Source organism: Microbacterium sp. PAMC21962, from assembly GCF_019443465.1.
GTDB lineage: Bacteria > Actinomycetota > Actinomycetes > Actinomycetales > Microbacteriaceae > Microbacterium > Microbacterium hominis.
Genome location: NZ_CP080381.1, coordinates 3,192,772 through 3,218,994, shown reverse-complemented (window position 1 = coordinate 3,218,994; position 26,223 = coordinate 3,192,772). Strand labels below are relative to the sequence as shown.

Sequence of the window (26,223 nt, the reverse complement as noted above, 5' to 3'; positions counted from 1 at the left end):
GAGAGAGAAGATAGAGGCACCCGAACACCGCCCGAAAGCTCCCATGTCTTCTGCCAGCACCACCCGCCCGTCCCGCAGCCGCCGCCGTCCCGCCGACGATGGGCCCCGCGCGAGCCTGCGACAGCTCCTCCCCTTCGTCTTCGAGCAGAAGGGTGTGCTCGTCGTCGTGGCCGTGCTCAGCGTGCTCGCCGCGGTCGCGACGCTCGCCCAGCCGCTCGTCGTCGGCCAGGTCATCGACCGGGTGCAGAAGGAGGATCCGCTCGGGGTGCTCGTCTGGGTGCTGGTGGGCCTCGTCGTCGCGTCGTCGGTGATCAGCGGCATCCAGCACTTCCTGCTGCAGCGCACGGGCACCGCGGTCGTCTACTCGAGCCGCCGCCGCCTCATCGCCCAGCTGCTGCACCTGCCGGTGCAGGAGTACGACGCGCGTCGCACGGGAGACCTCGTCTCGCGCGTCGGCACCGATACGACGCTGCTGTACGCCGTGCTCACCCAGGGCCTCGCCGACTCGATCGGCAATGCGCTCATCTTCGTCGGCGCGATCGTCGCGATGCTCATCATCGATCCGGTGCTGCTGGCGCTCATCCTCGTCGTCGTGGGGGCGTCGGTCGCGGTCGTGGTGGCCCTCAGCGGGCGCATCCGTCGCGCGACCGCCGTGCAGCAGGAGAAGGTCGGCGAGCTGGCCTCGGGCGTCGAGCGCGCGGTCGGATCGATTCGCACGATCCGCGCTTCGGGGGCCTCGGAGCGCGAGCGCGAGAGCATCGAGCACACCGCGCGGGGCGCGTACGAGGCCGGCGTGCAGGTCGCGAAGGCGTCGGCGTTCGTCGTGCCGGTCGCCGGCGTCGCGCTGCAGCTGTCGCTGCTGGTGGTCCTGGGCGTCGGCGGGTTCCGCGTCGCCTCGGGCGCCATCACGATCGCCGGGCTGGTCACGTTCGTGATGTTCCTCTTCTTCCTCGTCCAGCCCCTGGGCTCGTTCTTCGGGGCGATCACCTCCGTCGGACAGGCCCTCGGCGCGCTGGGGCGCATCCAGGAGGTGCTGGATCTGCGCACCGAGACCGCGTGCGACGCGGAGGTCGCGGCATCCGTCGCCGTCGGCACCTCGCCGATCTCGACGGCCGCCGCGCACGAGGACCAGACGCCGCCGGCGACGATCGAGTTCCGCGACGTCCGGTTCTCCTACCCGGATGCCGTGGTCAGCGCGCGCCGCCGCTCGGAGGCGGAAGCCGCGGCCCTGCTCGCCGAGGCGCACGCCGACGCCACCGTCGAGGTGTCGGACACCCCGGGCGAAGTGCTGCGGGGCGTGTCCTTCCGTGTCCCGCGCGGCGCCCGCGTCGCCCTCGTCGGGCCGTCCGGAGCCGGCAAGTCGACCACCCTGGCCCTCATCGAACGCTTCTACGACCCCACCGGCGGGGCGATCCTGCTCGACGGCGTCGACCTCCGCGGCATCGACCGCACGCGACTGCGTGCCCAGCTCGGCTACGTCGAGCAGGATGCGCCGACCCTCGCCGGCACCATCGCCGACAACCTCCGGCTGGCGTCGCCGACGGCCTCCGACGAGGACTGCGAGCGGGTGCTGCGCGCCGTCAACCTCGGCGACGTGCTGGAGCGCTCCCCCCTCGGACTCGAGGCCCCCGTCGGCGAGGCGGGCGTCATGCTCTCCGGCGGCGAGCGCCAGCGCCTCGCGATCGCGCGGGCGCTGCTGGCCGCTCCCCCGGTGCTGCTGCTGGACGAGTCCACCTCGTCGCTGGACGGGCTGAACGAGCAGCGCATGCGCGAGGCGATCGACGCCGTCGCGACCGGCCGCACGCTCGTGGTCATCGCCCACCGCCTGTCGACCGTCGTCGACAGCGACCTGATCGTGGTGATGGACCACGGCCGCGTGGTGGGCCAGGGCACGCACTCCGAGCTCGTGGAGACCGTGCCGCTGTATCGCGACCTGGCGAAGCACCAGCTGCTGGTCTGATCCGCCGACACGACGAAGGGCCCGCCGACGTCGGCGGGCCCTTCGCGTGTCACGGTCGGCTCACTTGCCGCCGAGCGCGTCCTTCGCGTCCTTCGCCGCGTCCTTGACGTCGGCGGCCGCGTCCTTCGCGTGGGCCTTGACCTGGTCGGCCTTGCCCTCGGCGACGAGCTTGTCGTTGTCGGTGAGGTTGCCGATGGCCTCCTTGGCCTTGCCGGTCAGGTTCTCGGCGGTGTTCTTGATGTCGTCTGCGAGGCCCATGGGGGTCTCCTTTCTCTGTGGTGGTTCTGGGTGTTCTTCTCAGGGATCCCCGGCAGTCGGGGACGTTCGACGGCGTCAGGCGACGCGGCGCTCGTGGGCGAAGGCGGACCGCAGCCCGCCCGTGAGCTGGACGACCAGCGGGAGGGCGAGCCCCAGGCGCCGATCGGTGTCGGCCACGGCGGCGGACACGCGACGCTGGACGAGTGCCAGGTCGGCGCGGGGGCGCACCTGCACGCGGACGCGCACGAGACGGCCGCGACGACGACGGAGGGTGACCGCCGACACCGTCAGCACATCGGGCACGTCGGCCAGCGAGCGCCGCAGCAGGTCGGCGACGACGCCGTCGTCGATGGCGATCCCCCCGTCGTCGACGGCCGCACGCACGTGGCGCTCGCCACGGGTGAGGACGATCGCGAGAGCGATCACGACGCCCAGGGCCAGGATGCCGGCGGCGATCCCGGCCTGCGCGCGGGGAGCGAGCCCCATGCTGCGGACGGCGTCGGCGATCGGTGCCAGCAGCGGCATCGGCTGCCCGCCCGCCAGGACAGGCCAGGCGGCGGTGACGGCGACCGCGCCGGCGACGAGTGCGAGCAGGAGCAGGATCGCGCGATTGAGGACGCGGGCCCCGAGAGTCATGAGAGTCGTCCTTCCGCGGCGACGTCGATCCGCGCCGTCAGACGCGGCGCGGCGCCGAGTTCGGTGAGCAGGTCGTCGGCCGCGCGCGACACCCGCTCACGGTCGACCGGGAAGCCGGTGGACGGGGCGAGCGAGACCCGGGCGCGGCGACCGCCGAGCCGGGTGGTCACGTGGGAGGCGGCCACCGCCGCGGCGCTGCCGGCCGTGCGGGACAGCGCGCCCGCCATGACGGCGTCGTCGACGACCAGGGGCACCCGCCCGGCGGCGAGGGCCCGGCGGTGCGTGCGCCCGGGGGCGAGTGCACCCCAGAGGCACAGGAGGCCGAACACCGCGGCGGTCGCGGCGACGATCGTCCCCGTCGTCCCGCCGCCGGTCAGCGCGGCGCCGATGGCGTCCGGGGCGACGAGCGCGGGCGGCTGCCCGAGCGCGGCGAGCACCGCCTCCACGGCGAGCAGGACCGCGACCGCGGCGGCGACCAGCAGCGCGACGGCCACCCAGACGGCGCGCGAGCGCCCCTGCAGACGCTTCGCAGCGGCCCGCTCGACGCGGTCGGGACGTTCCGCCGGGACGGCGTCCGCCGTCGTCGGTGTCGTGTTCACGAGCCGCTCCTTTCTTCGGTCACGAGATGTGTGATGCGCAGTCGGATCTCGCCGACGCGGGCACCGGTGAGCTCGGTCACGCGCTCGCCGGTGCGGGTGCGCGCCGATGCGGCGCCGGTGGCGATGGGCTCGGCGTCGCCGCGGATGCCGCTGGTGAGATCCAGGGCGAGCGCCCCGCCCGCGTCGCGCACGCTCGCGCGGGCCGCGCGAGCGGGGACGCCCAGCTCATCGGCGAGCACCGCCGCCGCGACGCGCTCGTAGGCCCGTGTGGCGATGGTGACCCGACCGGGGATCCGTGCGGCATCCATGATCAGCCCACCCGCCGTCCGCGGGCCGCGTCGATCGCCGCGCGCAGGTCGATGCGGCCCGACACCGCGGCGCCGATGAGACCGCCGAGGGCGGCGAGCACCGCCACGAGCACCATGCCCCAGAACCCGTACGCCAGGACGGCGAAGGCCAGGACGGCGCCCGCGACGGCGCCCCACACCGTGGGGCTCGCGCCGGTCACTGGACGCGCTCCGGGGCGGGCGCGTCGTCGTCACCCGGGATGTGGACGTCCACGACGGTCACGTTGACCTCGGTGACCTCCATGCCGGCCAGCTCCGTGATGGCGTCGGCGACGGCCGCGCGGACGCCGGAGGCCACGCGCTGCAGCTGCTCGGGGTACTCGGCGACGATCGTGATGTCGGCGGCGACCTGCTTCTCGCCGACCTCGACGTTCACGCCCTGGCCGAGGTCCTTCGCGCCGACGGCCTCGCGGATGCTGCCGATCACGCGGGCGGCGCCGCCGCCGAGGGCGTGCACGCCGGGGACGGAGGATGCCGCGATGCCGGCGATCTTCGCGATCACGGGGTCGACGATGACGGTCTTGCCGCCGCCGGCGACGGGAGCCGCGTTCGGGGTGGGGGTGGTCGTGGTGGCCATGATCTGTGTCCTTTCCGCACCCTCGGGTGAGGGCGTTCACGAGTGTGACGGGCGCCGCGGCCCGATCGTCACGGTCGATTCCCTGGCAGTTCGCTGAGTGCCGTGACGCCGATGCCGGACGCGACCCCGACACCGTCCGCATAGACGCTGCGGGAGGCCGCGCGCAACCCCTTGGCGCGCCGCCGCGTTCGTGGCACGGTCGTCGTAGACCGGGGGGACCGTGCCGCTGCGGCACGAGGGAGCACAGGGGAAGGAGCGCGTGTGGAGACGCTGACGCTCGTCGAGGACGGCGTGCTCGCGGCGCGCGCCGCCGACGGGGACGAGCGCGCCTTCGCCGTGCTCGTGCGTCGCCACAGCGGGTACCTGATCGGCTTCGCGACGCGCCTGCTCGGCTCGCGCGCCGACGCCGACGACTGCGTGCAGGAGGCGCTCATCGTCGCCTGGCGGCGACTGCCCGAACTGCGCGAGCCCGCACGCGTGCGCTCCTGGCTGTCGACGATCGTGGCCCGCAAGGCCACCGACCGGCTGCGCTCGGCGCGCCCCTCGACGCCCATCGAGGATGCCGAGCCCGAAGCGCTGCAGCCGACGCCCGACGAGTCCGCCGTGGCATCCTCTCAATTGGACACGCTGCGGCGCGTGCTGGACGACCTGCCGGTCGAGCAGCGCACCGTGTGGCTGTTGCGCGAGGTCAGCGGGTACGGCTACGACGAGATCGCCCGCGAGCTCGGCGTCTCGGCCACGGCCGTCCGCGGCCGCCTGGCGCGCGCACGCGCGACCATCTACGACCGCATGCAGGACTGGAGGTGAACGAGATGACACGCGAGGAGATCGGAGAGTCGGGCCACACCCTCGAGGAGCTCGCCGCGTACCACGACCGTGGGCGCACCCCGGCGATCGCCGCCATCGAGGGCGATCCGCAGTGCCGCGCCGTCCTCGACTCGATGGATCGGCTCGGGGCGCTGTCGCGCGAGCTGGTCGAGCACGACGCCCGCACCGACGTGTCGGAGTCATGGTTCCAGCAGATCCTCGGCGAGGTGGCTCGCGAGTCGCGGGCCGGACGCGACCTGCCGCTGATCGACGACGAGCCCGTTCGCATCGTCGTCACCGAGGGCGCGGTGCGCGGACTCGTCCGCGACGCGGGAGACGACGTGGAGGGCGTGCTCGTGGAGCGCGTCGACGTGGACGTCGACACCGCCGCGCGGGTCGACGTGCGGATGACGATCAGCGTGCTGCACGCCGTCGTCCTGCGCGGCGACGGGCTGCCGGGCGTCGCCGACCGGGTGCGCACGCGCGTGCGGCACGCGCTGGAGGAGTACGCCGAGTGGACGGTGGGCGAGATCGACGTGGTCGTCGACTCGCTGCGGGTGCGGGAGGACGAGCGATGAGCGACCTGTCGATCCCCGCGGCGGACGGCCTGCGCCCTTCCGACCTGGCGGCGACCGTGGATGCCGCCGCGCGCGCCGTCGCCGGCGTCGCGGAGCTGTACTACGCCGCGCCCCTGCCCGCACGCCTGTGGCGGGCGACCGTCGCGCCGGACGGCGCCTACAGCGTCGTCGTGCGTCGTGCCGACGCCGTCGAGGCGACGGTGAGCATCGGCGTGACCGGGGGGCGCGTCGCCGAGGTGTCCCGCGAGGTCGCCGCACGCGTTCGCGACGCGATCGGCGACCCCGATGCCCGGGTCACGGTGCGCGTCAGCCGGATCACCCCCGGCTGAGCCCGCTCACGCCTCCCGCCGGAGGCGGTAGCGCAGGGCCGCGAGCTCGGCGTAGAGCGCGGCCGGGACGCGGCCCTCGAAGGTGCGGTAGAACTCCTCGGTGAGGTCGGTCTCCTGCAGCCACAGGTCGCGGTCGATCTCGAAGAGGGCGTCCAGATCGCGCTGCGGCACCTCGATGCCGGCGAGGTTGAGGTCGTCCGTGAGCGGCAGCCGCCCGATGGGGCTGTCCACGGCGGACACCCGGCCCTCGATGCGGCGGATGATCCAGTCGATGACGCGCGCGTTGTCGCCGAAGCCGGGCCAGAGGAAGCGGCCGTCGTCGCCCTTGCGGAACCAGTTCACCTGGAAGATGCGCGGCGCGCGGTCGAACCGCAGCTGCTGGCCGACCGCGAGCCAGTGGCCGAAGTAGTCCGCCATGTTGTAGCCGCAGAACGGCAGCATCGCGAAGGGATCGCGGCGCAGCTCGCCGACGGTCCCCTCGGCGGCGGCGGTGCGCTCGGAGGAGATGTTGGAGCCGAGGAAGACGCCGTGCGTCCAGTCGGTGGCCTCGACCACCAGCGGCACGTTGGTGGCCCGGCGTCCGCCGAAGAGGATGCCGTCCAGCGGCACGCCCTCGGGGGCCTCCCAGTCGGGAGCGATCTGCGGGCACTGACCCGCGCTCACCGTGAAGCGCGAGTTCGGGTGCGCCGCGGGCCGCCCGGACGCGGGCGTCCAGGGGTTGCCCTCCCAGTCGGTGAGCTCGTCCGGCACCTCGTCGGTGAGGCCCTCCCACCACACGTCGCCGTCGGGGCGCAGCGCGACGTTCGTGAAGATCGTGTTGCCCCAGAGCGTCTCCACGGCCGCGACGTTCGTCGACTGTCCCGTGCCGGGCGCGACCCCGAAGAAGCCCGCCTCGGGGTTGATCGCCCAGAGCCGGCCGTCCTCGCCGGGGCGCAGCCACGCGATGTCGTCGCCCAGGGTCTCCACGCGCCAGCCCGGGATGGTCGGACGCAGCATCGCGAGGTTCGTCTTGCCGCACGCCGAGGGGAAGGCCGCCGCGAGGTGGAAGCTGCGCCCCTCCGGGCTGATGACGCGGATGAGGAGCATGTGCTCGGCGAGCCAGCCCTCGTCGCGTCCGATGACGGAGGCGATGCGCAGGGCGAAGCACTTCTTGGCCAGGATCGCGTTCCCGCCGTAGCCGGAGCCGAACGACCACACCTCGAGCGTGTCGGGGAAGTGCACGATGTACTTCTCGTCGTTGCACGGCCACGGCACGTCCTGCTGGCCCGGGGCCAGCGGGGCTCCGACCGAGTGGACCGTCTTCACCCACGGCTTGCCGTCGGCGATCTGCTCCAGCACGGCGGTGCCGACGCGGGTCATGATCCCGATCGAGGTGACCGCGTAGGCGCTGTCGGTGACCTGGACGCCGATGTGCGAGAGCGGCCCGCCGACGGCTCCCATCGAGAAGGGGACGACGTACATCGTGCGCCCGCGCATCGATCCCTCGAACAGCGGCGTGATCGTCGCGCGGATCTCCTCCGGGGCGACCCAGTTGTTCGTGGGGCCGGCATCCTCCTCCCGCGCCGACGCGATGAAGGTGCGCGCCTCGGTGCGGGCGACGTCGCTCGGGTGCGAGCGGGCGAGGTACGAGCCGGGGCGCCACTCGGGGTTGAGCTTGATGAGCTTGCCCTCCTCCACCTGCTCGCGCAGCAGCGCCTCGTTCTCGGCGCGCGAGCCGTCGACCCAGTGGATGCGGGCCGGTTGCGTGAGAGCGGCGATCTCGTCGACCCAGGCGAAGAGCTCCTCGAGACCCGCGCCGGCGGCCGTGGGGCGCCGTCCGAACCGGGCGGGCGCAGCGGGTGCGCTCCCGCCCGCGGGAAGAACGGCGGTGGGGCGGGTGAACAGGTCGGCGATGGCCATGTCAGCTCCTTCGGCGTGGCAGCGGATGTCTGGTGCGTCCCTTCCACTGTGCGGGCTGAATGCGCCCGATTATCAGCCACCTCGGCGTCAAGAATCGCTTTTCTTTCGCTATGCTCAAGGAATGGCGCCCACCCCCCTCGAGCTGTCGACCCTCGGACACCGCATCCGTCACCAGCGCGTCTCGCACGGCCTGACCCTCGACGAGCTGGGCGGCCTGGTCGGTGTCGCCGGCAGCCAGCTCAGCCTGATCGAGAACGGCAAGCGCGAGCCCAAGCTCTCGCTGCTGCAGGCGATCGCCGGCGCGACCGGCACCGACGTCACCGATCTGCTCTCCCCGGAGCCGCCGAACCGCCGGGCGGCCCTCGAGCTCGAACTGGAACGCGCTCAGGCCTCGCCGGTGTTCCGGGCCCTCGGCATCCCGTCGATCCGGGTGACGAAGGCGACCACCGACGAGACGATCGAGTCGGTGCTCGGCCTGCACCGCGAACTGCAGCGTCGCGAGCGTGCCGCCATCGCGACGCCCGAGGAGGCGCGCCGCGCCAACACCGAGCTGCGCCTGCGCATGCGGGCGAAGGACAACTACCTGCCCGATGTCGAGAAGCTCGCGGAGAAGCAGCTGAAGGCGGCCGGCCACGTCACGGGGGCCCTGACCCACCGCACGGTGAGCATCATGGCCTCCCAGCTGGGCTTCGAGCTCATCTACGTCGACGACCTGCCACATTCGGCGCGCTCGGTGACCGATCTCGAGAACGGACGCATCTACCTGCCGCCCGCCTCGATCCCCGGCGGCCACGGACTGCGCTCGATGGCGCTCCAGGCGATGGCGCACCGCCTCCTGGGGCACACGCCGCCCACCGACTACGCCGACTTCCTGCAGCAGCGGCTCGAGATCAACTACTTCGCGGCCTGCTGCCTGATGCCCGAGACGGCCTCGGTCGCCTTCCTGGCCCAGGCCAAGAAGGACCGCAACCTCGCCGTCGAAGACTTCCGCGACGCGTTCGGCGTCACCCACGAGGCGGCCGGGATGCGGCTGACGAACCTTCTGACGCAGCACATCGGCATCCGCCTGCACTTCCTGCGCGTCGACGGGTCGGGGGCGATCAGCCGCGCGTACGAGAACGACGGGCTGCCGCTGCCGCTGGATGTCACGGGGTCGGTCGAGGGCCAGGTCGTCTGCCGGCGCTTCGCCGCGCGGTCCGCCTTCGCGGAGCAGAACCGCACCGTCGAGCACTACCAGTACACCGACACCCCGGCGGGGACGTTCTGGTGCTCGAGCCAGACGGGCCGCACGGCCGACGGCGAGTATTCGATCACCGTGGGCGTCCCGTTCGACGACGCCCGCTGGTTCCGCGGACGCGAGACGCAGAAGCGCGCGAGCTCCACGTGCCCCGACGAGTCGTGCTGCCGCCGGCCGGATGCCGCGCTCACCGAGCGCTGGGCCGGCCGCGCCTGGCCGAGCGCGCGGGTGCACATGCAGATGTTCTCGCCGCTGCCGCGGGGAGCCTTCCCCGGCGTCGACGACGGAGAGGTCTACGCCTTCCTCGACCGGCACGCGCAGGGCTGAGGCTCGGCCGCGCGACGGGCGCGGGTTGAGCGTCGCCGCGCGGGCGGTGTACCCTCGCATCTTGTGAGGTTCGCCTAACCTCACCGGATCCTCCGTCAACGGGGGCCCGGTGGGACTGCGATGGGGCAGCGGGCACCGGCCTCTCTTCTCCTCACCCGAAGAAGCATCTGTGCTCGCCACCTTCCTCATCGGCCTCCGCGAGGGCCTCGAAGCCGCGCTGGTCGTCGGCATCCTCGTCGCCTACCTGGGCCGCATCGGCCGACGCGACGTGCTGCCGCGACTGTGGATCGGCGTCGGGCTGGCCATCGCCCTCGCCGTCGGCATCGGCGCCGTCCTCACCTTCGGCGCGTACGCCCTGACCTTCACGGCGCAGGAGCTGATCGGCGGCCTGCTCTCGCTGGTCGCCGTCGGGATGGTCACCTGGATGATCTTCTGGATGCAGCGCACCGCGCGCACCATGAAGGCCACGCTGGAGGGCGGCATCGACCGCGCGCTCGCCACGGGCGGGCTGTGGGGCATCGTGCTGATCGGGTTCGTGTCGGTCGCGCGCGAGGGCATCGAGACGACCCTCCTGCTGTGGTCGATGGTGCAGTCCTTCGGCGACACCCCGACGGCGCTCGCGGGCGCCCTGCTCGGACTCGCGGTCGCCGTGCTGCTGGGGTGGCTGCTCGCGCGCGGCATGGTGCGGCTCGACCTGCGCGTGTTCTTCGGCTGGACGGGGGCGTTCCTCGTCATCGTCGCCGCCGGGGTGCTCGCCTACGCCGTCCACGATCTGCAGGAGGCCGGCGCCCTTCCCGGACCGTTCTCCGCCCTCGCCCCGGTCGACGCGGCCGGCAACGTCGCTGTCGGCCTGTCGGCCTTCCCCTTCGGCTGGGCGTTCGACGTCAGCGCGGCCATCACGCCGAGCGGCCCGCTCGCCGTCCTCCTCCAGGCGACCGTCGGCTTCATGCCGCAGATGTCCTGGCTGCAGGTCGTCGCCTGGGTGCTCTACCTCGCCGTCGTCGGCACCCTCTTCGTCCGCGGCCTGCGCCGCCGGCCCGCCCGTTCCGCGGCATCCCCCGTGATCCCGCCCGTTCCGCACCACCAAGGAGCATCATGACCCGCATGCGTACCTGGGGCGCCGTCGCCGCACTCGGCGCCGTCTCCCTCGTGCTGGCCGGCTGCGTCGCGAAGAGCGACGTCACGGCCTCCGACGCACTCACCGTCACCTCGACCGACACGTCGTGCGAGGTGTCCACGGCGACCGCGACGAGCGGGACCCTGACGTTCTCGGTGAGCAACGCGAGCTCGCAGGTGACGGAGTTCTACCTGCTCGCCGACGACGGGCTGCGCATCGTGGGAGAGGTCGAGAACATCGCGCCCGGCGCGTCGCGCACCCTGACCCTCGTCGCGCAGCCGGGGGACTACTTCACGCTCTGCAAGCCGGGGATGGTGGGCGAGGGCGTCGGCCGGGCCGGCTTCTCGGTCACGGGCGACGCCGTGACGGCGGCCGGTGACGACGCGGAGCAGAAGCAGAAGGCCGTCGGCCTCTACGCGGCGTTCGTGAAGGACCAGGTCGAGCAGCTCGTGCCCGCCGTCGACGCATTCGTGGCGGCCTACGTCGCGGGCGACGACGAGAAGGCGCGGTCGCTGTTCGCGAGCACGCGCGCGTTCTACGAGCGCATCGAGCCGGTCGCGGAATCGCTCGGCGACCTCGACCCGCGCATCGACTACCGCGAGGTGGATGCCGTCGCGGAGGGTCTCGAGTGGACGGGCTTCCACCGCATCGAGAAGGACCTCTGGGTGCCGGCACAGGACGCGCTCAACTCCGACGGCGCCACGTCGGCGTGGAAGGACTGGGCTCCGTCCACCGCCGCCGAGCGCGCGACTCACGGCGACAAGCTGATCGCCGACGTCGCCGAGCTGAACGCGTACGTGCACTCCGACGCCTTCCAGACGGCACTGGACGAGCAGGGCGTCGCCGGCATCTCCAACGGGGCGATCGCCCTGCTCGACGAGGTCGCGACGGGCAAGATCAGCGGCGAGGAGGACTGGTGGAGCGGCACCGACCTCGCCGACTTCGCGGCCAACGTCGAAGGCTCGAAGATGGCGTTCTCGCTCGTCAAGGACTTCGCCGTCTCCTCGGGCGACGAGGGCACGCAGCTCGCGGGACGGATCGAGGCCGGGTACGCCGACCTCGAGGCGGCGCTCGCGACGCACGGCTCGCTCAGCGCCGGCTTCGTGAACTACCGCGAGCTCAGCGAGAGCGACAAGCGTCAGCTCACCGATCTCATCAACGCGCTGGCGGAGCCGCTGTCCAAGCTCACGTCCGCCATCCTGCAGTGAGCGGGGAGCTCACCGACGACGCCGCGTCGCCGCGCGCAGGCCTGAGCCGTCGGGGCCTCCTGGGCCTCGCCGCGGGCGTCGGCGCCGCCGGTCTCGCCGTCGGCGCCGGAGCGGGCGCCGCCGCCGGTGTCGCGGTCGGCCGGGCGCGCGGCGCGGCCGGCACCGCCTCGCCCTACGCGTTCTACGGCGCGCACCAGGCGGGCATCACGACGCCCGTGCAGGACCACCTGCACTTCGCCTCGTTCGACATGATGGACCGCACCACGCGCGCGGACCTCATCGAGCTGCTGCAGGACTGGTCGTACGCCGCATCCCGGATGACCCAGGGACTCGACGTCTCGGCGAGCGGGGCCGTCGGAGGCTCCCCCGAAGCGCCGCCGGACGACACCGGCGAGGCGCTGGGGCTCGCCGCGAACGGGCTCACGATCACGTTCGGCTTCGGCCCGACGCTGTTCACCGCCGCGGACGGCACCGACCGCTACGGCATCGCCGACCGCGCGCCGGCCCTGCTGACGACGCTGCCGCCGTTCCTCGGCGAGGACCTCTCCCCCGACCACACGGGCGGCGACCTCTGCATCCAGGCGTGCGCGGACGATCCGCAGGTGGCGGTGCACGCGATCCGCAACCTCAGCCGCATCGCCTTCGGCCGCGCCCGGCTGCGCTGGTCGCAGCTGGGGTTCGGCAAGACCTCGAAGACGACCGCCGACCAGGCGACACCGCGGAACCTCTTCGGGTTCAAGGACGGCACCGCCAACATCCTCGCCGACGACCAGGCCGCCCTCGACGCCCATGTGTGGGTCGGCGACGGCGACGGGCCCGCCTGGCTGACGGGCGGCTCCTACCTGGTGGCGCGCAAGATCGCCATGCTCATCGAGACCTGGGATCGCGTGCGGCTGAGCGAGCAGGAGCGCATCACCGGTCGGGACAAGGCCCACGGCGCTCCCCTGTCGGGAGGCGAGGAGCAGAGCGCTCCGGACTTCTCCGCGGTCGGCGCGACCGGCCGGCCGGCGATCGACGCGCGCAGCCACGTGCGGCTCGCGCACCCCGACCTCAACGGCGGCATCCGCATCCTGCGGCGCGGGTACAACTACGTCGACGGCAACACCGAGCTCGGCCGGCTCGACGCGGGCCTGTTCTTCCTCGCGTACCAGCGCTCACCCGAGCAGTTCGTCACGCTGCAGCGAGCGCTGTCGACGGACCTGCTCAACGAGTACATCCGCCACATCGGCTCCGGCCTCTGGGCCGTTCCTCCGGGAGCCGCCGCGGGCTCGTACGTGGGCGCCGGCCTCTTCGCCTAGCGTCGGGCGCCGCTCAGGCGCGCAGGAAGCGCGCGAACCGCGCGAGCGCGTCGTCGACGGATGCCGCGTCCACCCCGTCGGCGAACGGCTCGGGCACGGGGTCGAGATGGTGGCGGCCGACGGCCGTCGAGTGACGCCAGGTGCCGACGACCTCGCCGTCGACGACGAGGACGGGGCGCACCAGGCCGTTCAGCGTGGGCCCCACGGCGGCCAGGTGGCCCGGCGGGCAGACGAGCGAGCGGTCGGTGTACGACAGGTAATACTCGTCGAACGGGGGAAGCGCCAGCGCGGCGCCGGGCGGCGGCACGGACGACGGGGACGGCGGACGGTGCGTCGCGTCGAGAAGTTCGTCGTCGAGCTCGACCACCCGCTCCCCCGCCCCCTCCCGCGCCGCACGCGCCAGGCCGATGGGCAGACCCGCCCACCAGCCGAAGTCGGCGAGACCGGCGGGGCCGTGCCCGGCCAGGTAGCGCACGAGGAGCTCCGCGAGCGGATCGGCCGGGGGCGCGGCATCCGGGAGCCAGTCCTCGGCCGCGACGAGGTACTGCTCCCGCGTGGGCGCGCCCGCGCGCGGGACGACGGGCCCGAGCACCACGACCCCGCGGACGGCGAGCGCGGACAGCAGGTGGTTGCCGCGCGAGGCGCTGACGTCGCCGCCGGACGCGGAGACCAGGTCGGCGAACTCGGCGCGGGTCAGCCGGTTGCCGCCCGCCAGCGCGGCGCGCGCGGCCCGCTCGGCGCGGTCGATCGCGTCGGCGTCGATGCCGAGGCGGCGGTGCATCGCCGCGGACTGGCGCTGCTGGCGCTCGCGGGTGACGGACAGGATCCACGCGAGGTCTTCGGCGGCGACGATGTGAAGCGTCCCCCGCTGCGTCCAGGAACGCACGAGCGCGCCGCGCGCGAACGCGTCGTCGACGTCGGCGAGCGTCGGCGAGCCGGCCGTGCGGATGCCGAGGGCCCAGCGTCCCGCCCAGAACTCCTGGGCCTGGGTCGCCGCCAGCCGCCGCGCAGCGGCGGCGGGGTCGGGCTGCGCGGCGGGCAGGGCGTGCGCGGCCAGTCGAGCGGCGCGCAGCGGGTGCGGGTGCATGTGCTCATCCTGCCCCGCTCCGCCGACACGGTGCGCATCGACGGTCACGGAGTCTGCGCACCGCGTCAAGACCGGCCGGCGCCGACGCCGCACACTGGAGTGAGGACGATCGAGGAGACCGCCATGTCCCACCACGAACACCACGACGCCGCGGGCGGCAACCCGGACCTGATCCCGATCCGGGTCGCCGATGCGACGCCGCGCCATCCGCTCGACCCGCTCACCGCCGCCGAGATCGAGCGCGCCCGCGAGATCCTGGTCGACGCCGGACTGCTCACCGAGACGGTGCGCGTGCCGATGCTGCTGCCCGACGAGTACGACCGGGCGGAGCTGGCTGCGTGGTCGCCCGGCGACGAGATCGATCGGCGGGTGGACGTCACACTGCTGGATGCCGCGACGGGCGCGGTCACGGAGGCGATCGTCTCGATCACCCGCGGCGCGGTCGTCTCGCAGCGCGCGCACGACCCGTCGGCGGCGCCGTACGGTCAGCCGCAGTATCTCTTCGAGGAGTACGAGCGCGCCGCGGAGATCGTCAAGGCCTCCCCCGAATGGCGTGCCGCGATGACCCGGCGCGGTCTCGCCGACCGCATGGAGCTCGCGTTCTGCGGCCCGCTCGCCCCCGGTTTCGTCGGACGGGCGAACGAGGTCGGGCGCCGCGTGATCCGCTCGCTCACGTTCCTGCGCGACAGCGAGGACGACAGCCCCTGGGCCCACCCCGTCGAAGGCCTGATCGTGCACGTCGACCTCGTGAGCGACGAGGTGATCGGCATCGAGGACGACGGCGACATCCCGGTTCCCGCCGGCAGCGGCAACTACACCCCGGATGCCGTGGGCCCCGCACGCCGGAGCCTGAAGCCGATCGAGATCGTCCAGCCGGAGGGGCCGAGCTTCCACGTGGACGGCCACCACGTGCAGTGGGAGAACTGGACGCTGCGCGTCGACTTCAACGCCCGCGAAGGTCTCGTCCTGCACGACGTGCGCTTCGACGACCGCCCCGTCCTCGCGCGGGCAAGCGTGCCGGAGATGGTGGTCCCCTACGGCGACACGACGCCGACGCGTTTCTGGATCAGCTACTTCGACGCCGGCGAATACCTGCTCGGCAAGAACGCGAACCACCTCGAGCTCGGCTGCGACTGCCTCGGGGTCATCCGCTACTTCGACGGCTACGTCGCCGACGACCACGGCCACGCGGTGCAGATCCCGAACGTCGTGTGCATGCACGAGGAGGACTACGGCGTGCTCTGGAAGCACACCGAGCCCGGTCCCATCGGCGCGCACGTGCGCCGCTCCCGCCGGCTGGTGGTGTCGTACTTCTCGACGATCGGCAACTACGACTACGGGTTCTTCTGGTACTTCTACCTCGACGGCTCGATCCAGGTGGAGGCGAAGGCGACGGGCATCGTCTTCGTCGGCGCCGGCATCCCGGGCTCGACCAACCCGCACGCGGCCGAGATCGCCCCGGGCGTCTTCGCGCCCGTCCACCAGCACCTGTTCTCGGCGCGGCTCGACGTGGCCGTCGACGGCGTCGACAACCGTCTGGTCGAGATCGACGCGGCGCGTATCCCCATGGGAGCGGACAACCCCTTCGGCAACGCGTTCACCTGGACCGAGACGCCGCTGCGCACCGAGCGGGAGGCGCAGCGCCTCGCCGACACCTCGGTCGCGCGCGTCTGGGAGGTGCGCTCGGCATCCCGGACGAACTACGTCGGCAAACCGACCGCGTACCACCTCATCCCCCAGCCGACGGCGCTGCTGATGGCCGACCCCGCCTCCTCGGTGGCCGCGCGCGCCGCGTTCGCGACGAGACACCTGTGGGCGAGCGCCTACGACCGCGACGAGCGGTGGCCGGCCGGCCGGTACCCGAACGCCCATCAGGGCGGCGCGGGTCTTCCGGCCTACACGGCCGACGACCGCTCGATCGACGGCACCGACCTGGTGCTCTGGCACACGTTCGGCCTCACCCACATCCCGCGCCCCGAGGACTGGCCCATCATGCCGGTGGACTACGCCGGGTTCTGGTTCAAGCCGTACGGGTTCCTCGACGTCAATCCGGCGATGGACGTGCCGGAGTCGAGTCAGGCGCACGCGGTCGGCACGGCGACGACCGGAGACGGCGGCTGCGGCCGCGGCGAAGACTGCACCTGCGGTCGGTGAACGACATGACGGCCGACGTCGTCCTGCGCGGCGGGACGGTGCTCACGCTGGACGGGTGGGCACCGGGCCGGACCGGTCGCGTCGCGGACGCCGTCGCGATCCGCGGCGGGGTCGTCTGCGCGCTCGGCGCGGCGGCCCGCGAGATGATCGGTCCCGGCACGCGGGTGATCGAACTGGACGGGCGCACGGTCGTCCCCGGACTCAACGACACCCACCTCCACCTCGCCTGTTACGCGATGGGACGCCACGGCCTGCGCGACGCGTCGCCCGAGCGCATCGGATCGTGGAGCGGGCTTTCCGAGGTGCTCACGCGCGACGCGATCGGTCCGGACGGCTGGATCCGAGCGCGCGGCTGGGACAGCGCGCGCATGGGCCGTGCACCGACCCGCACGGACGTCGACGCGGCGCTGGCGGCGAACGCGCTGTCCGGCACGCCCGCGGTGCTCTTCGACGCGACCGGTCACGAACTCCTCGTCGGCTCGGCCGCACTCGAGCGGTGCGGAATCGATGCGCGCACGCCCACCCCCGACGGCGGTGCCGTCTCCCGCGCGGCCGACGACACCCCGACCGGCGTCTTCTCCGACGCCGCCACCAGACTGGTGCTCTCCGCCCTGCCCGTCATCGGACGCGATGCCCTGACCGCGGTGCTGCGAACGGCGCTGCAGGATCTCGCACGGCTCGGCATCACGTCGGTCACCGACCCGGCGATCGGGCCGGGTCACGCGACGCTGTTCGACGGGTCGGCCTCCTACGAGGCGCTGGAGGCGCTGCGGCGGCTGTCCGCGCAGGACCGGCTCACCGTCCGCACCCAGGTGCTGCTGCTCTTCTCCGGTACGGGCGGCGAGACCGCGCGCACGGTCCGCGAGGGGATCGCCGGCGCACCGCGCCTCGCCGCGGGGGAGGAGCGTCGCCTGCGCATCGCCGGGGTGAAGGTCTTCGCCGACGGCATCCCCCGCAGCGCAACCGCCTGGCACCGGGAGCCGTACGGCGACCCGCACACCCGGGGCCGCCTGGCCGTCGCGGGCGACACGGACCAGGCCCGCCTGCGCGAGCTCGACGACATCCTGGGCGTCATCGCCGAGGCGGGACTGCAGGCCGGTGTGCACGCCACGGGAGACGCCGCGTCGGATGCCGTCGTGTCGAGCCTCGCGAACCGCCCGGCGACGAGGGCGACCCGCCCGTACCTCATCCACGGCGACTTCCTCGCGGCGGACGGGATGGACGCGCTCGCCGCCGCCGGGATCGGGTGGACGGCCAACCCCGTCATCTCCACGGCGGTGTGCCATCTCGGCCATCGGCTGTTCGGGCGGGAGCGCCAGGAGCAGCGCCAGCCACTGGCGAGCGCCCTGCGGGCCGGCGTCGCCGTCACGCTGTCCTCGGACGCCCCCGTCGTGGATCCCGACTGGCGCCCGGCGATCATCGCCGCCGTCGAGCGCACCCAGATCGACGGGGCCCGCCGCGCGGGCGATCCGGAGGCGGTCACCGGGATGGACGCGCTGGCCATGATGACCGTGAACGCGGCGCGACTGGACGGTGCCGAGAGCTGGAAGGGGCGGCTGGCGCCCGGGTTCGCGGCGGATCTGGTGGTGCTCTCCGGCGAATGGCCCCCGGATGAGGAGATCGGCGCGCTCGCCGACCTGCGCACGGATCTGACGATGGTCGGTGGACGGGTCGTCTACGAGGGCTGAGGCACCGCCCGGTGCGGACGCAGGCCGTCCAGCAGATCGTCCAGCGCCGCGACCTGGCGCTCGGGCGTGGTGGTGTCGGGCATGAGCAGGCACATGATCTGCAGGCCGGCGTTGAAGCTCGTGATCTGGTCGATGACGACGTCGATGTCGACGTCGTCACGGATCTCCCCGTCCTCACGGGCCTCGGCGAGCGAGGCGGCCATCTGCCGTCGCCAGGCCAGCGCGTTCGCGCGGTGCGCGTCCCAGAGCTCCTCGTCCTGCACGGCGCGATCCCAGAAGGCGACGACCACGCGCGCCTCGAGGGTGCGCTCGACACCGAGCGGCATGATCTCGTGACACAGGGTGCGCAGGGCCGTCAGCCCGCGCTGACGGGCGAGCGCCTCCCGGGAACGCTCGTTCGTGCGGGTGTGCGCACGGACGAAGGCCGCGGCCAGGAGGCTCTCCTTGTTCGGGAAGTACCGCTGCAGGGCCCCGTGGGCGAAGCCCGCCTCCGCCGCGATCTCCCGCATGGTGGCGCGTTCGAATCCGCCCCGCTCGATGAGACGCCACGTCGCATCGACGATGAGCTCGCGACGCTGGTCATGATCGACGATCTTCGGCACAGAAGCCCTCCGTTCTCCCCGCATCCTACGGCGCCCGCTTTTTCGTCTCCAATTGGTTACAAACCGTTACCCGAACGTAATACCACCCCGACAGAATCGGGACTAGCTTTTAGTCACCACATGGTGACGAAAGCAAGGAAGCCTCGTCCCCACCGCTGTCCGCCGTCACGACGCATCCTCGCGATGCCGACGCCCGACCCGCACCATCCGCACCCTCGAAGGAGATCCCCATGACCTTGCTCTCCCGCCGCGGCCGCACGCTCCTCGCCGCCACCACCGCCGCCGCGCTCGCGATCGCCCTGAGCGCCTGCGGCTCCTCCCCCGCCGACACCGGCGCGACCTCCGGAGGAGGCGCGTCCACCACGCTGAAGGTCGCCACGATCGGCCTGCTCGCCGACGGGGCCCTCCACCTCGGGGTCGAGAAGGGCTTCTTCGCCGAGGAGGGTCTGGAGATCGAGACCTCGGTCGTCGCGAATCCGCCGGCCGGTCTCGCCGCCGCGCAGGGCGGCCAGGTCGACCTCGCCTACGCCCCGAGCATCCCGGTGCTCAACGCCCTCAGCCAGGGCGTCCCGCTGAAGATCGTCGCCGCCGCGGACGGTTACCGCGACGGCGCCGCCGACGAAGCGGACGCCGCCAGCCTCGACGACAGCGGGCTCTACGCGAGCGCGCAGAGCGGCATCACGAGCCTCGACCAGCTGGCCGGCAAGACCATCGCCGTCCCGGCCCGCAAGGCGCAGCTGGAGGTCACGATCTCGGCGGCCCTCGAGGATGCGGGGGTCGATCCCGCGTCGATCAACTGGGTCGTGCTCGACTTCACCTCGGCCGCGGCGGCGCTCGCGGCGGGCAGTGTGGATGCCGCGGGACTCGTGACGCCGTTCACCGACCAGGCCGCGGCCGCGGGAGCGCACCTGGTGGCCTCCCCCGGCATCCAGTTCTTCCGCGAGGGCGCCGTCGGGCTGTGGACGGCGGGCGCGTCCACCGTGTCGGGCAAGGCCGACGCGATCGCGGCCTTCCAGCGCGCGATCGCCAAGGCGAACGCCTACGCGAACGAGCACCCCGAAGAAGCGGTCCAGGCCGGCATCGACGCCGTGAAGTCGTCCGTGTCCGTCGCCGATGCGACCGTGCCGTACTGGCCCACCGAGGTGCGCGAGGCCGACATCCAGCGCGTCGACGACACGCTCGTCACCCTCGGCTTCCTTCCCGCGCCGGTCTCGCTGTCGGGCGTCATCGTCCCCGCACCGTGATGAGCACCCTCGCCAAGCAGGCCGCCGTCGGCGCGGCGGGCGTGATCACCGCCCTCGGCGCGTGGCAGTACGCCGCCATCGGGCCGCTCGCCGGGTCGCCGCTGCCGCCCGCCACGGACGCGATCGCCGCGGCCGTGGGGCTGCTGGGGACGGCCGATCTCTGGTCGGCCGTCGCCAGCACCCTGGCGATGGCCCTCGGGGGGCTGGCCCTGGCCGCGGTCGTCGGCATCGCCGTCGGCATCGGCATCGGCACCTCGCCGCTCGCGCTGCACGCCACCCGCGTGCCGCTCGAGTTCCTCAAGCCGATCCCGCCGATCGTGATCCTGCCGGTCGTGGTGCTGGTGCTCGGCCCCACGGCGAGCATGGGGATCTTCCTCGTCTTCTTCGGCTGCGTCTTCGCGATCGCGATGCAGACCTCGGCGGGTGTGTTCGACACCGATCCCGTCGCCCTGGCGACGTCGCGCTCCTACGGCATGGGTCGCGGCGAGATCCTCCTGCGGGTCGTGCTGCCCAGCGCCCTGCCCTATGTGGGCACCGCGATGCGGGTCGCCGCGCCGACCGCGCTGATCGTCGCGGTGGTCGCGGGCCTCCTCGGCGGCGGTCCGGGGCTCGGCCAGAGCCTGCTGCTCGCGCAGCTCTCCGGCAGCCGGACGGCGCTGTTCGCCTATGTGCTGATCCTCGGCGCACTGGGCCTCGTCGTCGCCGGGGTCAGCCAGTGGGCCGAACGCCGGCTCCTGCACTGGCACCCGCAATACCGCGAGGGGGCGCGCTGATGGCGGCCTCGGTGCCCACCGGGCACATCAGCACGGCGCGCCTGCGACGCACCCGGGCCCGCCGCGTGCCGCGCGGCGTCCTGGTCGCGGTCGAAGCCGCCGTCCCGATCCTGCTCGTCGCGGCGTGGTGGGTGGCCTCGGCATCCTCCACGAACGCGTTCTTCCCGCCGCTGCAGACCATCCTCCGCCGCCTCGTGGAGATGTCCGCCGCGCCCCGGTTCTGGCTGGACGTCGGATCCTCCCTCGGCAACCTGTTCCTGTCGTTCGCGCTGGCCTCGGTGCTCGGCATCGTGCTCGGCACGGTGTTCGGGCTCGTCCGCCCGGTCTCCTGGTTCGTCGATCCGGTCCTGCACTTCTTCCGCGCGATCCCGCCCGTGGCGCTCGTGCCGATCTTCGTGTCACTGATCGGCTTCGGCAACGAGACCCGCATCGTGTCCATCACCCTGGCCGCCCTGTTCCCCACGCTGATCGCCACGATCGACGGCGTGCGCGCGGTGGACCCGGTGCTGAAGATGGTCGTGCGCGCCTACCGGATGCCGCTGCCCACGCGCGTCGCGCTGGTCACCCTGCCGGCGGCGAGCCCCCGCATCCTCTCCGGGATGCAGGTCAGCCTCGTCACCGCCTTCATCGTCATGATCGCGAGCGAGATGCTCGGCTCGTCGAGCGGGCTCGGCGCCGCGACGCTGCTGGCCCAGCAGTCGTTCGCCATCGCCGACATGTGGGCCGGCATCCTCCTGCTCGGCGTCATCGGATACGCCACCTCCGCGCTCTTCGGCCTCCTGCGCAGGGGCGTCCTGCGCTGGTACATCGCCGCTCAGCAGATGGGAAGAGAACTGTGAACACCCTCAACGCCGGCTCCCGCCGCGCCGACACCGCGCGTCTGTCCGTCCGGAGCCTCTCGAAGTCGTACCCGACCAAACGGGGCGAGGTCCTCGTCATCGACGATCTGAGCTTCGACGTCGGCGCGGGCGAGATCGCCTGCATCGTCGGCCCCTCGGGAGTCGGCAAGACGACGCTGCTGACGTGTCTGGCCGGCCTGCAGCATCCGAGCTCGGGCGCCGCCTTCGTCGACGGCGCCGAGATCGACGGCCCTCCGCGCGAGATGGCGCTCGTGTTCCAGGAGTACACCCGCTCGCTCATGCCCTGGCTGACGGTGACGCGCAACATCGCCATGCCGCTCGCGCACCTGGGCCTGTCGCGGGCCGAACGGGCCGCGCGTATCGCCGCGGCCGTGCGCGCGGTGGGCCTGTCGGGCGCCGAGGACAAGTACCCGTGGCAGCTCTCGGGCGGCATGCAGCAGCGCGTCGCCATCGCCCGCGCGGTCGCCTACCGTCCGGAGGTGCTCGTGATGGACGAGCCCTTCGCCTCGGTCGACGCCCAGACCCGGTTCGAGCTGGAGGATCTGTGCCTGCGGATCCGCGACGAGTTCGGGATGACGATCGTCGTCGTGACCCACGACATCGACGAGGCCGTCTACCTCTCCGACCGCGTCATCGTCCTGGGCAGCAAGCCCGCCACGGTCTCCCGGATCCTCGAGGTGCACTTCCCCGAACCGCGGGACCAGATCTCCACCCGCGCCCAGCCGGCGTTCGCCGAGCTGCGCGGAGAGATCCTCGCGCTCATCCGCGGGGCGCGCTGAATGACCGCGCACGCCCGCGGGTACGAACGCTTCCGCGGCCGGGCCGCGGAGTTCACGTCGCAGTCGACCCCGTCGTGGAACGCTCCGGCGTCGGCGCGCGCCGGAGCGCCGAACGTGATCGTCATGCTGATCGACGACCTCGGCTTCAGCGATCTGGGACCGTTCGGCAGCGAGATCGACACCCCGCACATCGACCGACTGGCACGGGACGGCTGGGTGTTCACGAACTACCACACCGCCCCCATGTGCTCACCGTCGCGCGCCGCGCTGCTGACGGGGCTCAGCCCGCACCGGGCCGGCTTCGGCTACGTCGCCCACATCGATCCGGGCTATCCGGGGTTCGCGGGCGAGCTGCCGGCGGATGCCGCGACGCTCGCCGAGTCCCTCCGGGCGGGCGGCTATGCGACGTTCATGGTCGGCAAGTGGCACCTGACGGTGGAGTCGCGTCTGCACGACGGCGCGGACAAGTCGTCGTGGCCGCTCCAGCGCGGCTTCGACCGGTACTTCGGCAGCATGGACGGCTTCACGTCGCTGCACCACCCGCATCGCCTGGTGGCGGACAACTCGCCCGTCGACGTCCCCGCCTTCCCGGAGGGCTACTTCCTCACCGACGACCTCACCGACCGCGCCCTCGGGATGATCGACGATCTGCGCGCCAACGACGCGACCAAGCCGTTCTTCCTCTACTTCGCCCACACGTCGGTGCACGGGCCGATCCAGGCCAAGGCGGTCGACATCGAGAAGTACCGCGGCCGCTACGAGGCCGGCTGGCAGCGCGTGCGCGAGGAGCGGTTCGCCCGCCAGCGCGCCGAGGGGATCGTCGGCGCCGACGCCGCACTGCCCGGCGACGACCTGCCGGATGCCGCGGGCATCCCCGCGTGGGAGGAGCTGACGGCCGAGGACCGGGCGCTGTTCGCGCGCCACATGGAGGTGTACGCGGCGGCGGTCGACGAGATCGATCAGAGCGTCGGACGGCTCGTGGCACGGCTGGAGGAGCTCGGCGAGCGCGAGGACACGATCATCATCGTCACGAGCGACAACGGCGGCACCGCGGAGGGCGGCCCGCACGGCACCCGCAGCTACTTCGCACAGTTCGGCGCCGACCTCGCCCTGCCGCCCGACTGGGTGCGCGACGTGCCGCGGGATCCCGAGCTGATCGGCGGCCCCCGCCTGTTCAGCCAGTACCCCGCGGGCTGGGCCCGGGTCTCGAACACGCCGTTTCGGGCGTTCAAGTCGTCGACGTACGAAGGCGGCGTCCACGCCCCGCTGATCCTGTCGTGGCCCCATGCCCCCGAGGGGGCGACCACCGGCATCCGTCGGCAGTTCGTGTTCGTGTCGGACCTGGCGCCCACCGTCCTGCAGCTGACCGGCACGCCCGCACTCGCGCACCGTCAGGGCGCACCGACGGTCGAGATCGACGGATCGTCGTTCGCGGCGACGCTGTACGACGCCGATGCCGCCGGTCGGCAGCGCCAGTACTTCGAGTGCGTCGGTCGCCGCGCGCTGTACGACACCGGGCTCAAAGCGGTCGCGCCGGCCGCACCGACGCGCGCCGAGGGCGCCGCGGGCGGCGTCTGGGAGCTGTACGACCTCGACCGCGATCCCACGGAGACGCGCGACATCGCCGGCGACCACCCGCACGTCGTCCGTCGCCTGGCGCAGCGCTGGCGCGACGAGGCCTGGCGCAACACGGTGTTCCCCCTCGACGACGACGGCACGCTCTACAGCGTGCGCCCCGCGTCGGAGGGCGCACTGTCCGAGCCCGTCGTCGTGCCCGCGTTCCGTCCGCCGCTGGAACGCTACCGGTCGGCGCGGCTGACGGTGCTGCGCTCGTTCCACGTCGTGATCGACGTCACCGTGACCGCCGCCTCGCGCGGCGTGCTCCTCGCGCACGGCGATCAGGGCGGCGGGTACACGATCTTCGTCGACGACGAGGGCCTGCACCTCGCCTACAACGCCTACGGCGCGATGCACCGGTGCCCGTCCGCGCCGCTGCGACCGGGATGCCGCCGCATCCGTCTGGACGTGACCGAACTGCCCGGACTGCGCTGCCGCCTCGCCGTGACCGTCGACGCGGAGCCGGCCGGGAGCATCGCCGAGGTGCCGCTGCTGTTCGGAATGGCGCCGTTCACGGGGATCAGCGTCGGCTACGACTACGGCAGCCCCGTCGACTGGGAGCGCTACGAGCGCTCCGGGCCCGGCCGCTGGGAGGGCGGCGGCCTGAGCGGCGCCCGCTACGTCCCGGGCCCGCGCTCGGCGCACGACACGACCGTGCTGCGCGCGATCGAGGCGGCGGTGGCCGTCATCGGGGATTGACGACGATGACGGCCACCGCCCGGCACTCAGAGCTCCGCGAGCTCCTCGAAGTTCTCGAGGTCCGCCGACAGCCCGGCGTACACCTCGGGCTTCTTCGCCTTGAGGTACGCGGCGTAGGCGACGCCGCCGACGAGCGCCAGCACGAGCAGCCACGGCATGAGCTGGACGTACAGGGCGTCCGAGCCGGCGACGAGGGTGAAGTTCAGCAGCGCCATGATGCTGAAGGTGAACAGGGCGACGAAACCCAGGCCCGGCGCGATGAAGGTGCTCCACAGCCGCGGGTCGCGCTTGCGGCGGAAGTGGACGACGACCGCCAGCGCGGCGATGGCCTGCACGATCATGACCGCGAGGGTGCCGAAGCCGAGTCCGACCGGCACGAGCGTGAGCACCGGCGGCAGCGGGTTGCCGTCCGCGTCGGGCTGGACGACGACCGCGAAGACGGCGGCCACGAGGATCGCGAAGACGAGGTTCACCAGCAGCGCGCGCTGGGGCGCCCCGTTGCGGTTGGTCTGCGCGAGCCAGGCGGGCAGCACCCGCGCCCGCCCCAGGGCGTAGAGGTAGCGCGCCGCCGAGTTGTGGAACGCGAGCTGCGCGGCGAAGAGGCTCACCACCAGCAGGACGAGCGTGATCGCACCGACGACCGGACCCAGGTAGCGGTCGATGAGGACGAGGGTCATGTCGCCGGCGGCGAGGTGGTCGAGGGCGTCCGCCTGCGCCTGGGGGACGCCCACGGCGCTGACGATCGCCCAGCCGACGATCGCGTGCAGGACGCCGATGATCACGATCGCGGCGTAGGTGGCCCGCGGGATCGTCGTGCGCGGCTCGCGCGCCTCCTCACCGAACAGCGCCGTCGCCTCGAAGCCGATGAACGCCGTCGCGACGAGCAGCAGGCCGATCCAGATCGAGCCGCCGACGAGGATCTCGGGGCTGAAGGCCTGGGTGAAGGCGTCCAGGCTGAAACCGGTGTTGACCAGCACCGACACCGCGAAGGCGAGCAGGATCAGGGTCTCCAGGACGAGCGCGACGCCCAGCACGGCCGCGCTGACGTGGATGCCGGCGCGCGCCAGGAGGAAGACCACGACGAACAGCACGACGGCGCACAGGAACCAATTCAGCTCGATGCCGAACAGCGCCGGCAGCACCACCGCTCCCGTGAAGAAGCCGATCGTGCCGAGGGCCCCCGCGACGAAGAAGTTGTAGCCGAGGGTCGCGATCATCCCCGTCACGAGCCCCGCCGTGCGGCCGAGACCCTTCACGGCGATGGCGTAGAAGCCGCCGGCGTTGACGAGGTCGCGGGTCATCTGGGCGTAGCCCACGGCGAACAGCAGCAGCGCGACCGCGACGATCAGGACGGCGACGGGGATGCCGCCGCCGTTGCCGAAGCCGATCGCGAGCGGCATCACGACGATCGCGACGGTGAGCGGGGCGACGGCGGCGAGCACGAGGAAGACGATCGCGGGCACGCCCAGCTGATTCGCCTTCAGCGTGCCGGTGCCGGTGTCGGATGCGGACATGCGGACTCCTGTCGAACGGGTGGACGTGG

25 protein-coding genes are annotated in these 26,223 nt (G+C 72.8%); 15 read left to right on the top strand and 10 right to left on the bottom strand.

The window, feature by feature from the left end; genetic code table 11:
• Nucleotides 1–43: 43 nt before the first annotated feature.
• Nucleotides 44–1,960, top strand: a complete 1,917-nt coding sequence (locus KY498_RS15085; protein ID WP_061782046.1) for an ABC transporter ATP-binding protein — start codon at nucleotides 44–46, stop codon at nucleotides 1,958–1,960.
• A gap of 60 nt (nucleotides 1,961–2,020) precedes the next feature.
• Here the strand turns inward: KY498_RS15085 and KY498_RS15080 are convergent, their stop codons facing one another.
• The 6 genes from KY498_RS15080 to KY498_RS15055 all read right to left on the bottom strand — a co-directional run bounded on the left by KY498_RS15080 (nucleotide 2,021) and on the right by KY498_RS15055 (nucleotide 4,377).
• Nucleotides 2,021–2,218: a CsbD family protein gene (locus tag KY498_RS15080; RefSeq protein ID WP_036314858.1), complete on the bottom strand. Its 198-nt coding sequence runs from the start codon at nucleotides 2,216–2,218 to the stop codon at nucleotides 2,021–2,023.
• Nucleotides 2,219–2,293: 75 nt separating this feature from the next.
• The gene (locus KY498_RS15075; protein WP_191008969.1) at nucleotides 2,294–2,854 is read right to left on the bottom strand and encodes a hypothetical protein; all 561 of its coding nucleotides are present in this window, start codon (nucleotides 2,852–2,854) and stop codon (nucleotides 2,294–2,296) included.
• Entirely contained in the window at nucleotides 2,851–3,453 is a 603-nt protein-coding gene (locus KY498_RS15070) for a DUF6286 domain-containing protein (protein ID WP_191008970.1), read from the bottom strand. Before KY498_RS15070 ends, KY498_RS15075 begins: the two co-directional genes overlap by 4 nt.
• Nucleotides 3,450–3,761 (bottom strand): hypothetical protein, encoded by a 312-nt coding sequence (locus KY498_RS15065; protein WP_061782043.1) that lies wholly within the window; start codon nucleotides 3,759–3,761, stop codon nucleotides 3,450–3,452. Before KY498_RS15065 ends, KY498_RS15070 begins: the two co-directional genes overlap by 4 nt.
• A gap of 2 nt (nucleotides 3,762–3,763) precedes the next feature.
• Nucleotides 3,764–3,961, bottom strand: coding sequence for a DUF2273 domain-containing protein (locus tag KY498_RS15060; protein ID WP_191008971.1), 198 nt, complete (start codon nucleotides 3,959–3,961; stop codon nucleotides 3,764–3,766).
• Nucleotides 3,958–4,377, bottom strand: coding sequence for an Asp23/Gls24 family envelope stress response protein (locus tag KY498_RS15055; protein WP_191008972.1), 420 nt, complete (start codon nucleotides 4,375–4,377; stop codon nucleotides 3,958–3,960). The genes KY498_RS15060 and KY498_RS15055 overlap by 4 nt, the downstream gene beginning before the upstream one ends.
• A gap of 261 nt (nucleotides 4,378–4,638) precedes the next feature.
• On the opposite strand from KY498_RS15055, the gene KY498_RS15050 reads away from it, so the two are divergent.
• From KY498_RS15050 to KY498_RS15040, 3 genes are read left to right on the top strand one after another with little or no spacing between them, the layout of a single operon-like run.
• The gene (locus KY498_RS15050) at nucleotides 4,639–5,184 is read left to right on the top strand and encodes an RNA polymerase sigma factor (RefSeq protein WP_060961017.1); all 546 of its coding nucleotides are present in this window, start codon (nucleotides 4,639–4,641) and stop codon (nucleotides 5,182–5,184) included.
• A 5-nt stretch (nucleotides 5,185–5,189) separates the two neighbouring features.
• Complete coding sequence (locus KY498_RS15045; protein WP_061782042.1) at nucleotides 5,190–5,762, top strand: hypothetical protein; 573 nt, start codon at nucleotides 5,190–5,192, stop codon at nucleotides 5,760–5,762.
• Entirely contained in the window at nucleotides 5,759–6,091 is a 333-nt protein-coding gene (locus KY498_RS15040; protein WP_060961019.1) for a hypothetical protein, read from the top strand. The genes KY498_RS15045 and KY498_RS15040 overlap by 4 nt, the downstream gene beginning before the upstream one ends.
• Before the next feature lie 6 nt (nucleotides 6,092–6,097).
• On the opposite strand, the gene KY498_RS15035 is transcribed toward KY498_RS15040, so the two are convergent.
• Nucleotides 6,098–7,990, bottom strand: coding sequence for a phosphoenolpyruvate carboxykinase (GTP) (locus tag KY498_RS15035; protein WP_191008973.1), 1,893 nt, complete (start codon nucleotides 7,988–7,990; stop codon nucleotides 6,098–6,100).
• 121 nt (nucleotides 7,991–8,111) lie between these two features.
• Between KY498_RS15035 and KY498_RS15030 the strand changes: the two genes are divergently transcribed.
• The 4 genes from KY498_RS15030 (at nucleotide 8,112) to efeB (ending at nucleotide 13,177) form a co-directional block, all read left to right on the top strand.
• A complete protein-coding gene (locus KY498_RS15030) occupies nucleotides 8,112–9,554 on the top strand; it encodes an XRE family transcriptional regulator (protein WP_060961021.1) in 1,443 nt (480 codons plus the stop codon).
• Between the two features lie 169 nt (nucleotides 9,555–9,723).
• A complete protein-coding gene (gene efeU / locus KY498_RS15025; RefSeq protein ID WP_061782041.1) occupies nucleotides 9,724–10,653 on the top strand; it encodes an iron uptake transporter permease EfeU in 930 nt (309 codons plus the stop codon).
• Nucleotides 10,650–11,879, top strand: coding sequence for an iron uptake system protein EfeO (gene efeO, locus KY498_RS15020; protein WP_060961023.1), 1,230 nt, complete (start codon nucleotides 10,650–10,652; stop codon nucleotides 11,877–11,879). Before efeU ends, efeO begins: the two co-directional genes overlap by 4 nt.
• Entirely contained in the window at nucleotides 11,876–13,177 is a 1,302-nt protein-coding gene (gene efeB / locus KY498_RS15015; protein ID WP_191008974.1) for an iron uptake transporter deferrochelatase/peroxidase subunit, read from the top strand. Before efeO ends, efeB begins: the two co-directional genes overlap by 4 nt.
• A gap of 13 nt (nucleotides 13,178–13,190) precedes the next feature.
• Here the strand turns inward: efeB and KY498_RS15010 are convergent, their stop codons facing one another.
• A complete protein-coding gene (locus tag KY498_RS15010) occupies nucleotides 13,191–14,264 on the bottom strand; it encodes a winged helix DNA-binding domain-containing protein (protein WP_191008975.1) in 1,074 nt (357 codons plus the stop codon).
• A 123-nt stretch (nucleotides 14,265–14,387) separates the two neighbouring features.
• Between KY498_RS15010 and KY498_RS15005 the strand changes: the two genes are divergently transcribed.
• Together KY498_RS15005 and KY498_RS15000 are read left to right on the top strand one after the other, a co-directional pair.
• Entirely contained in the window at nucleotides 14,388–16,418 is a 2,031-nt protein-coding gene (locus KY498_RS15005) for a primary-amine oxidase (protein ID WP_082734233.1), read from the top strand.
• A gap of 5 nt (nucleotides 16,419–16,423) precedes the next feature.
• Complete coding sequence (locus KY498_RS15000; protein ID WP_219879421.1) at nucleotides 16,424–18,106, top strand: amidohydrolase; 1,683 nt, start codon at nucleotides 16,424–16,426, stop codon at nucleotides 18,104–18,106.
• Here the strand turns inward: KY498_RS15000 and KY498_RS14995 are convergent.
• Nucleotides 18,094–18,708: a TetR/AcrR family transcriptional regulator gene (locus KY498_RS14995; RefSeq protein WP_060960435.1), complete on the bottom strand. Its 615-nt coding sequence runs from the start codon at nucleotides 18,706–18,708 to the stop codon at nucleotides 18,094–18,096. The two genes, KY498_RS15000 and KY498_RS14995, sit on opposite strands and share 13 nt — an antisense overlap.
• A gap of 230 nt (nucleotides 18,709–18,938) precedes the next feature.
• Here KY498_RS14995 and KY498_RS14990 point away from each other — a divergent pair, with 230 nt between their 5' ends.
• From KY498_RS14990 to KY498_RS14970, 5 genes are read left to right on the top strand one after another with little or no spacing between them, the layout of a single operon-like run.
• Complete coding sequence (locus tag KY498_RS14990; protein ID WP_101306765.1) at nucleotides 18,939–19,952, top strand: ABC transporter substrate-binding protein; 1,014 nt, start codon at nucleotides 18,939–18,941, stop codon at nucleotides 19,950–19,952.
• Nucleotides 19,952–20,725, top strand: a complete 774-nt coding sequence (locus KY498_RS14985; RefSeq protein ID WP_191008977.1) for an ABC transporter permease — start codon at nucleotides 19,952–19,954, stop codon at nucleotides 20,723–20,725. The genes KY498_RS14990 and KY498_RS14985 overlap by 1 nt, the downstream gene beginning before the upstream one ends.
• A complete protein-coding gene (locus tag KY498_RS14980; RefSeq protein ID WP_101306767.1) occupies nucleotides 20,725–21,564 on the top strand; it encodes an ABC transporter permease in 840 nt (279 codons plus the stop codon). Before KY498_RS14985 ends, KY498_RS14980 begins: the two co-directional genes overlap by 1 nt.
• A complete protein-coding gene (locus KY498_RS14975; RefSeq protein ID WP_191008978.1) occupies nucleotides 21,561–22,364 on the top strand; it encodes an ABC transporter ATP-binding protein in 804 nt (267 codons plus the stop codon). Before KY498_RS14980 ends, KY498_RS14975 begins: the two co-directional genes overlap by 4 nt.
• Nucleotides 22,365–24,680 carry an arylsulfatase gene (locus KY498_RS14970; protein WP_191008979.1) on the top strand — a complete coding sequence of 772 codons (2,316 nt, stop codon included), beginning with the start codon at nucleotides 22,365–22,367 and terminating at the stop codon, nucleotides 24,678–24,680. It abuts the gene before it with no gap.
• 26 nt (nucleotides 24,681–24,706) lie between these two features.
• Here the strand turns inward: KY498_RS14970 and KY498_RS14965 are convergent, their stop codons facing one another.
• Nucleotides 24,707–26,194: an APC family permease gene (locus KY498_RS14965; RefSeq protein WP_060960431.1), complete on the bottom strand. Its 1,488-nt coding sequence runs from the start codon at nucleotides 26,192–26,194 to the stop codon at nucleotides 24,707–24,709.
• Between the last annotated feature and the right edge of the window lie 29 nt (nucleotides 26,195–26,223).

Bases quoted from the DNA above. Each gene is read 5' to 3' on its own strand.
- KY498_RS15040 (WP_060961019.1), top strand. From the start codon at position 5,759: ATGAGCGACCTGTCGATCCCCGCGGCGGACGGCCTGCGCCCTTCCGAC.
- KY498_RS15010 (WP_191008975.1), bottom strand. From the start codon at position 14,264: ATGCACCCGCACCCGCTGCGCGCCGCTCGACTGGCCGCGCACGCCCTG.
- KY498_RS14990 (WP_101306765.1), top strand. From the start codon at position 18,939: ATGACCTTGCTCTCCCGCCGCGGCCGCACGCTCCTCGCCGCCACCACC.
- KY498_RS14985 (WP_191008977.1), top strand. From the start codon at position 19,952: ATGAGCACCCTCGCCAAGCAGGCCGCCGTCGGCGCGGCGGGCGTGATC.
- efeO (WP_060961023.1), top strand. From the start codon at position 10,650: ATGACCCGCATGCGTACCTGGGGCGCCGTCGCCGCACTCGGCGCCGTC.
- KY498_RS15030 (WP_060961021.1), top strand. From the start codon at position 8,112: ATGGCGCCCACCCCCCTCGAGCTGTCGACCCTCGGACACCGCATCCGT.
- KY498_RS15000 (WP_219879421.1), top strand. From the start codon at position 16,424: ATGACGGCCGACGTCGTCCTGCGCGGCGGGACGGTGCTCACGCTGGAC.
- KY498_RS15035 (WP_191008973.1), bottom strand. From the start codon at position 7,990: ATGGCCATCGCCGACCTGTTCACCCGCCCCACCGCCGTTCTTCCCGCG.
- KY498_RS14970 (WP_191008979.1), top strand. From the start codon at position 22,365: ATGACCGCGCACGCCCGCGGGTACGAACGCTTCCGCGGCCGGGCCGCG.
- KY498_RS15085 (WP_061782046.1), top strand. From the start codon at position 44: ATGTCTTCTGCCAGCACCACCCGCCCGTCCCGCAGCCGCCGCCGTCCC.
- KY498_RS15045 (WP_061782042.1), top strand. From the start codon at position 5,190: ATGACACGCGAGGAGATCGGAGAGTCGGGCCACACCCTCGAGGAGCTC.
- KY498_RS15065 (WP_061782043.1), bottom strand. From the start codon at position 3,761: ATGGATGCCGCACGGATCCCCGGTCGGGTCACCATCGCCACACGGGCC.
- KY498_RS15055 (WP_191008972.1), bottom strand. From the start codon at position 4,377: ATGGCCACCACGACCACCCCCACCCCGAACGCGGCTCCCGTCGCCGGC.
- KY498_RS15080 (WP_036314858.1), bottom strand. From the start codon at position 2,218: ATGGGCCTCGCAGACGACATCAAGAACACCGCCGAGAACCTGACCGGC.
- KY498_RS14980 (WP_101306767.1), top strand. From the start codon at position 20,725: ATGGCGGCCTCGGTGCCCACCGGGCACATCAGCACGGCGCGCCTGCGA.
- KY498_RS14965 (WP_060960431.1), bottom strand. From the start codon at position 26,194: ATGTCCGCATCCGACACCGGCACCGGCACGCTGAAGGCGAATCAGCTG.
- KY498_RS15005 (WP_082734233.1), top strand. From the start codon at position 14,388: ATGTCCCACCACGAACACCACGACGCCGCGGGCGGCAACCCGGACCTG.
- KY498_RS15075 (WP_191008969.1), bottom strand. From the start codon at position 2,854: ATGACTCTCGGGGCCCGCGTCCTCAATCGCGCGATCCTGCTCCTGCTC.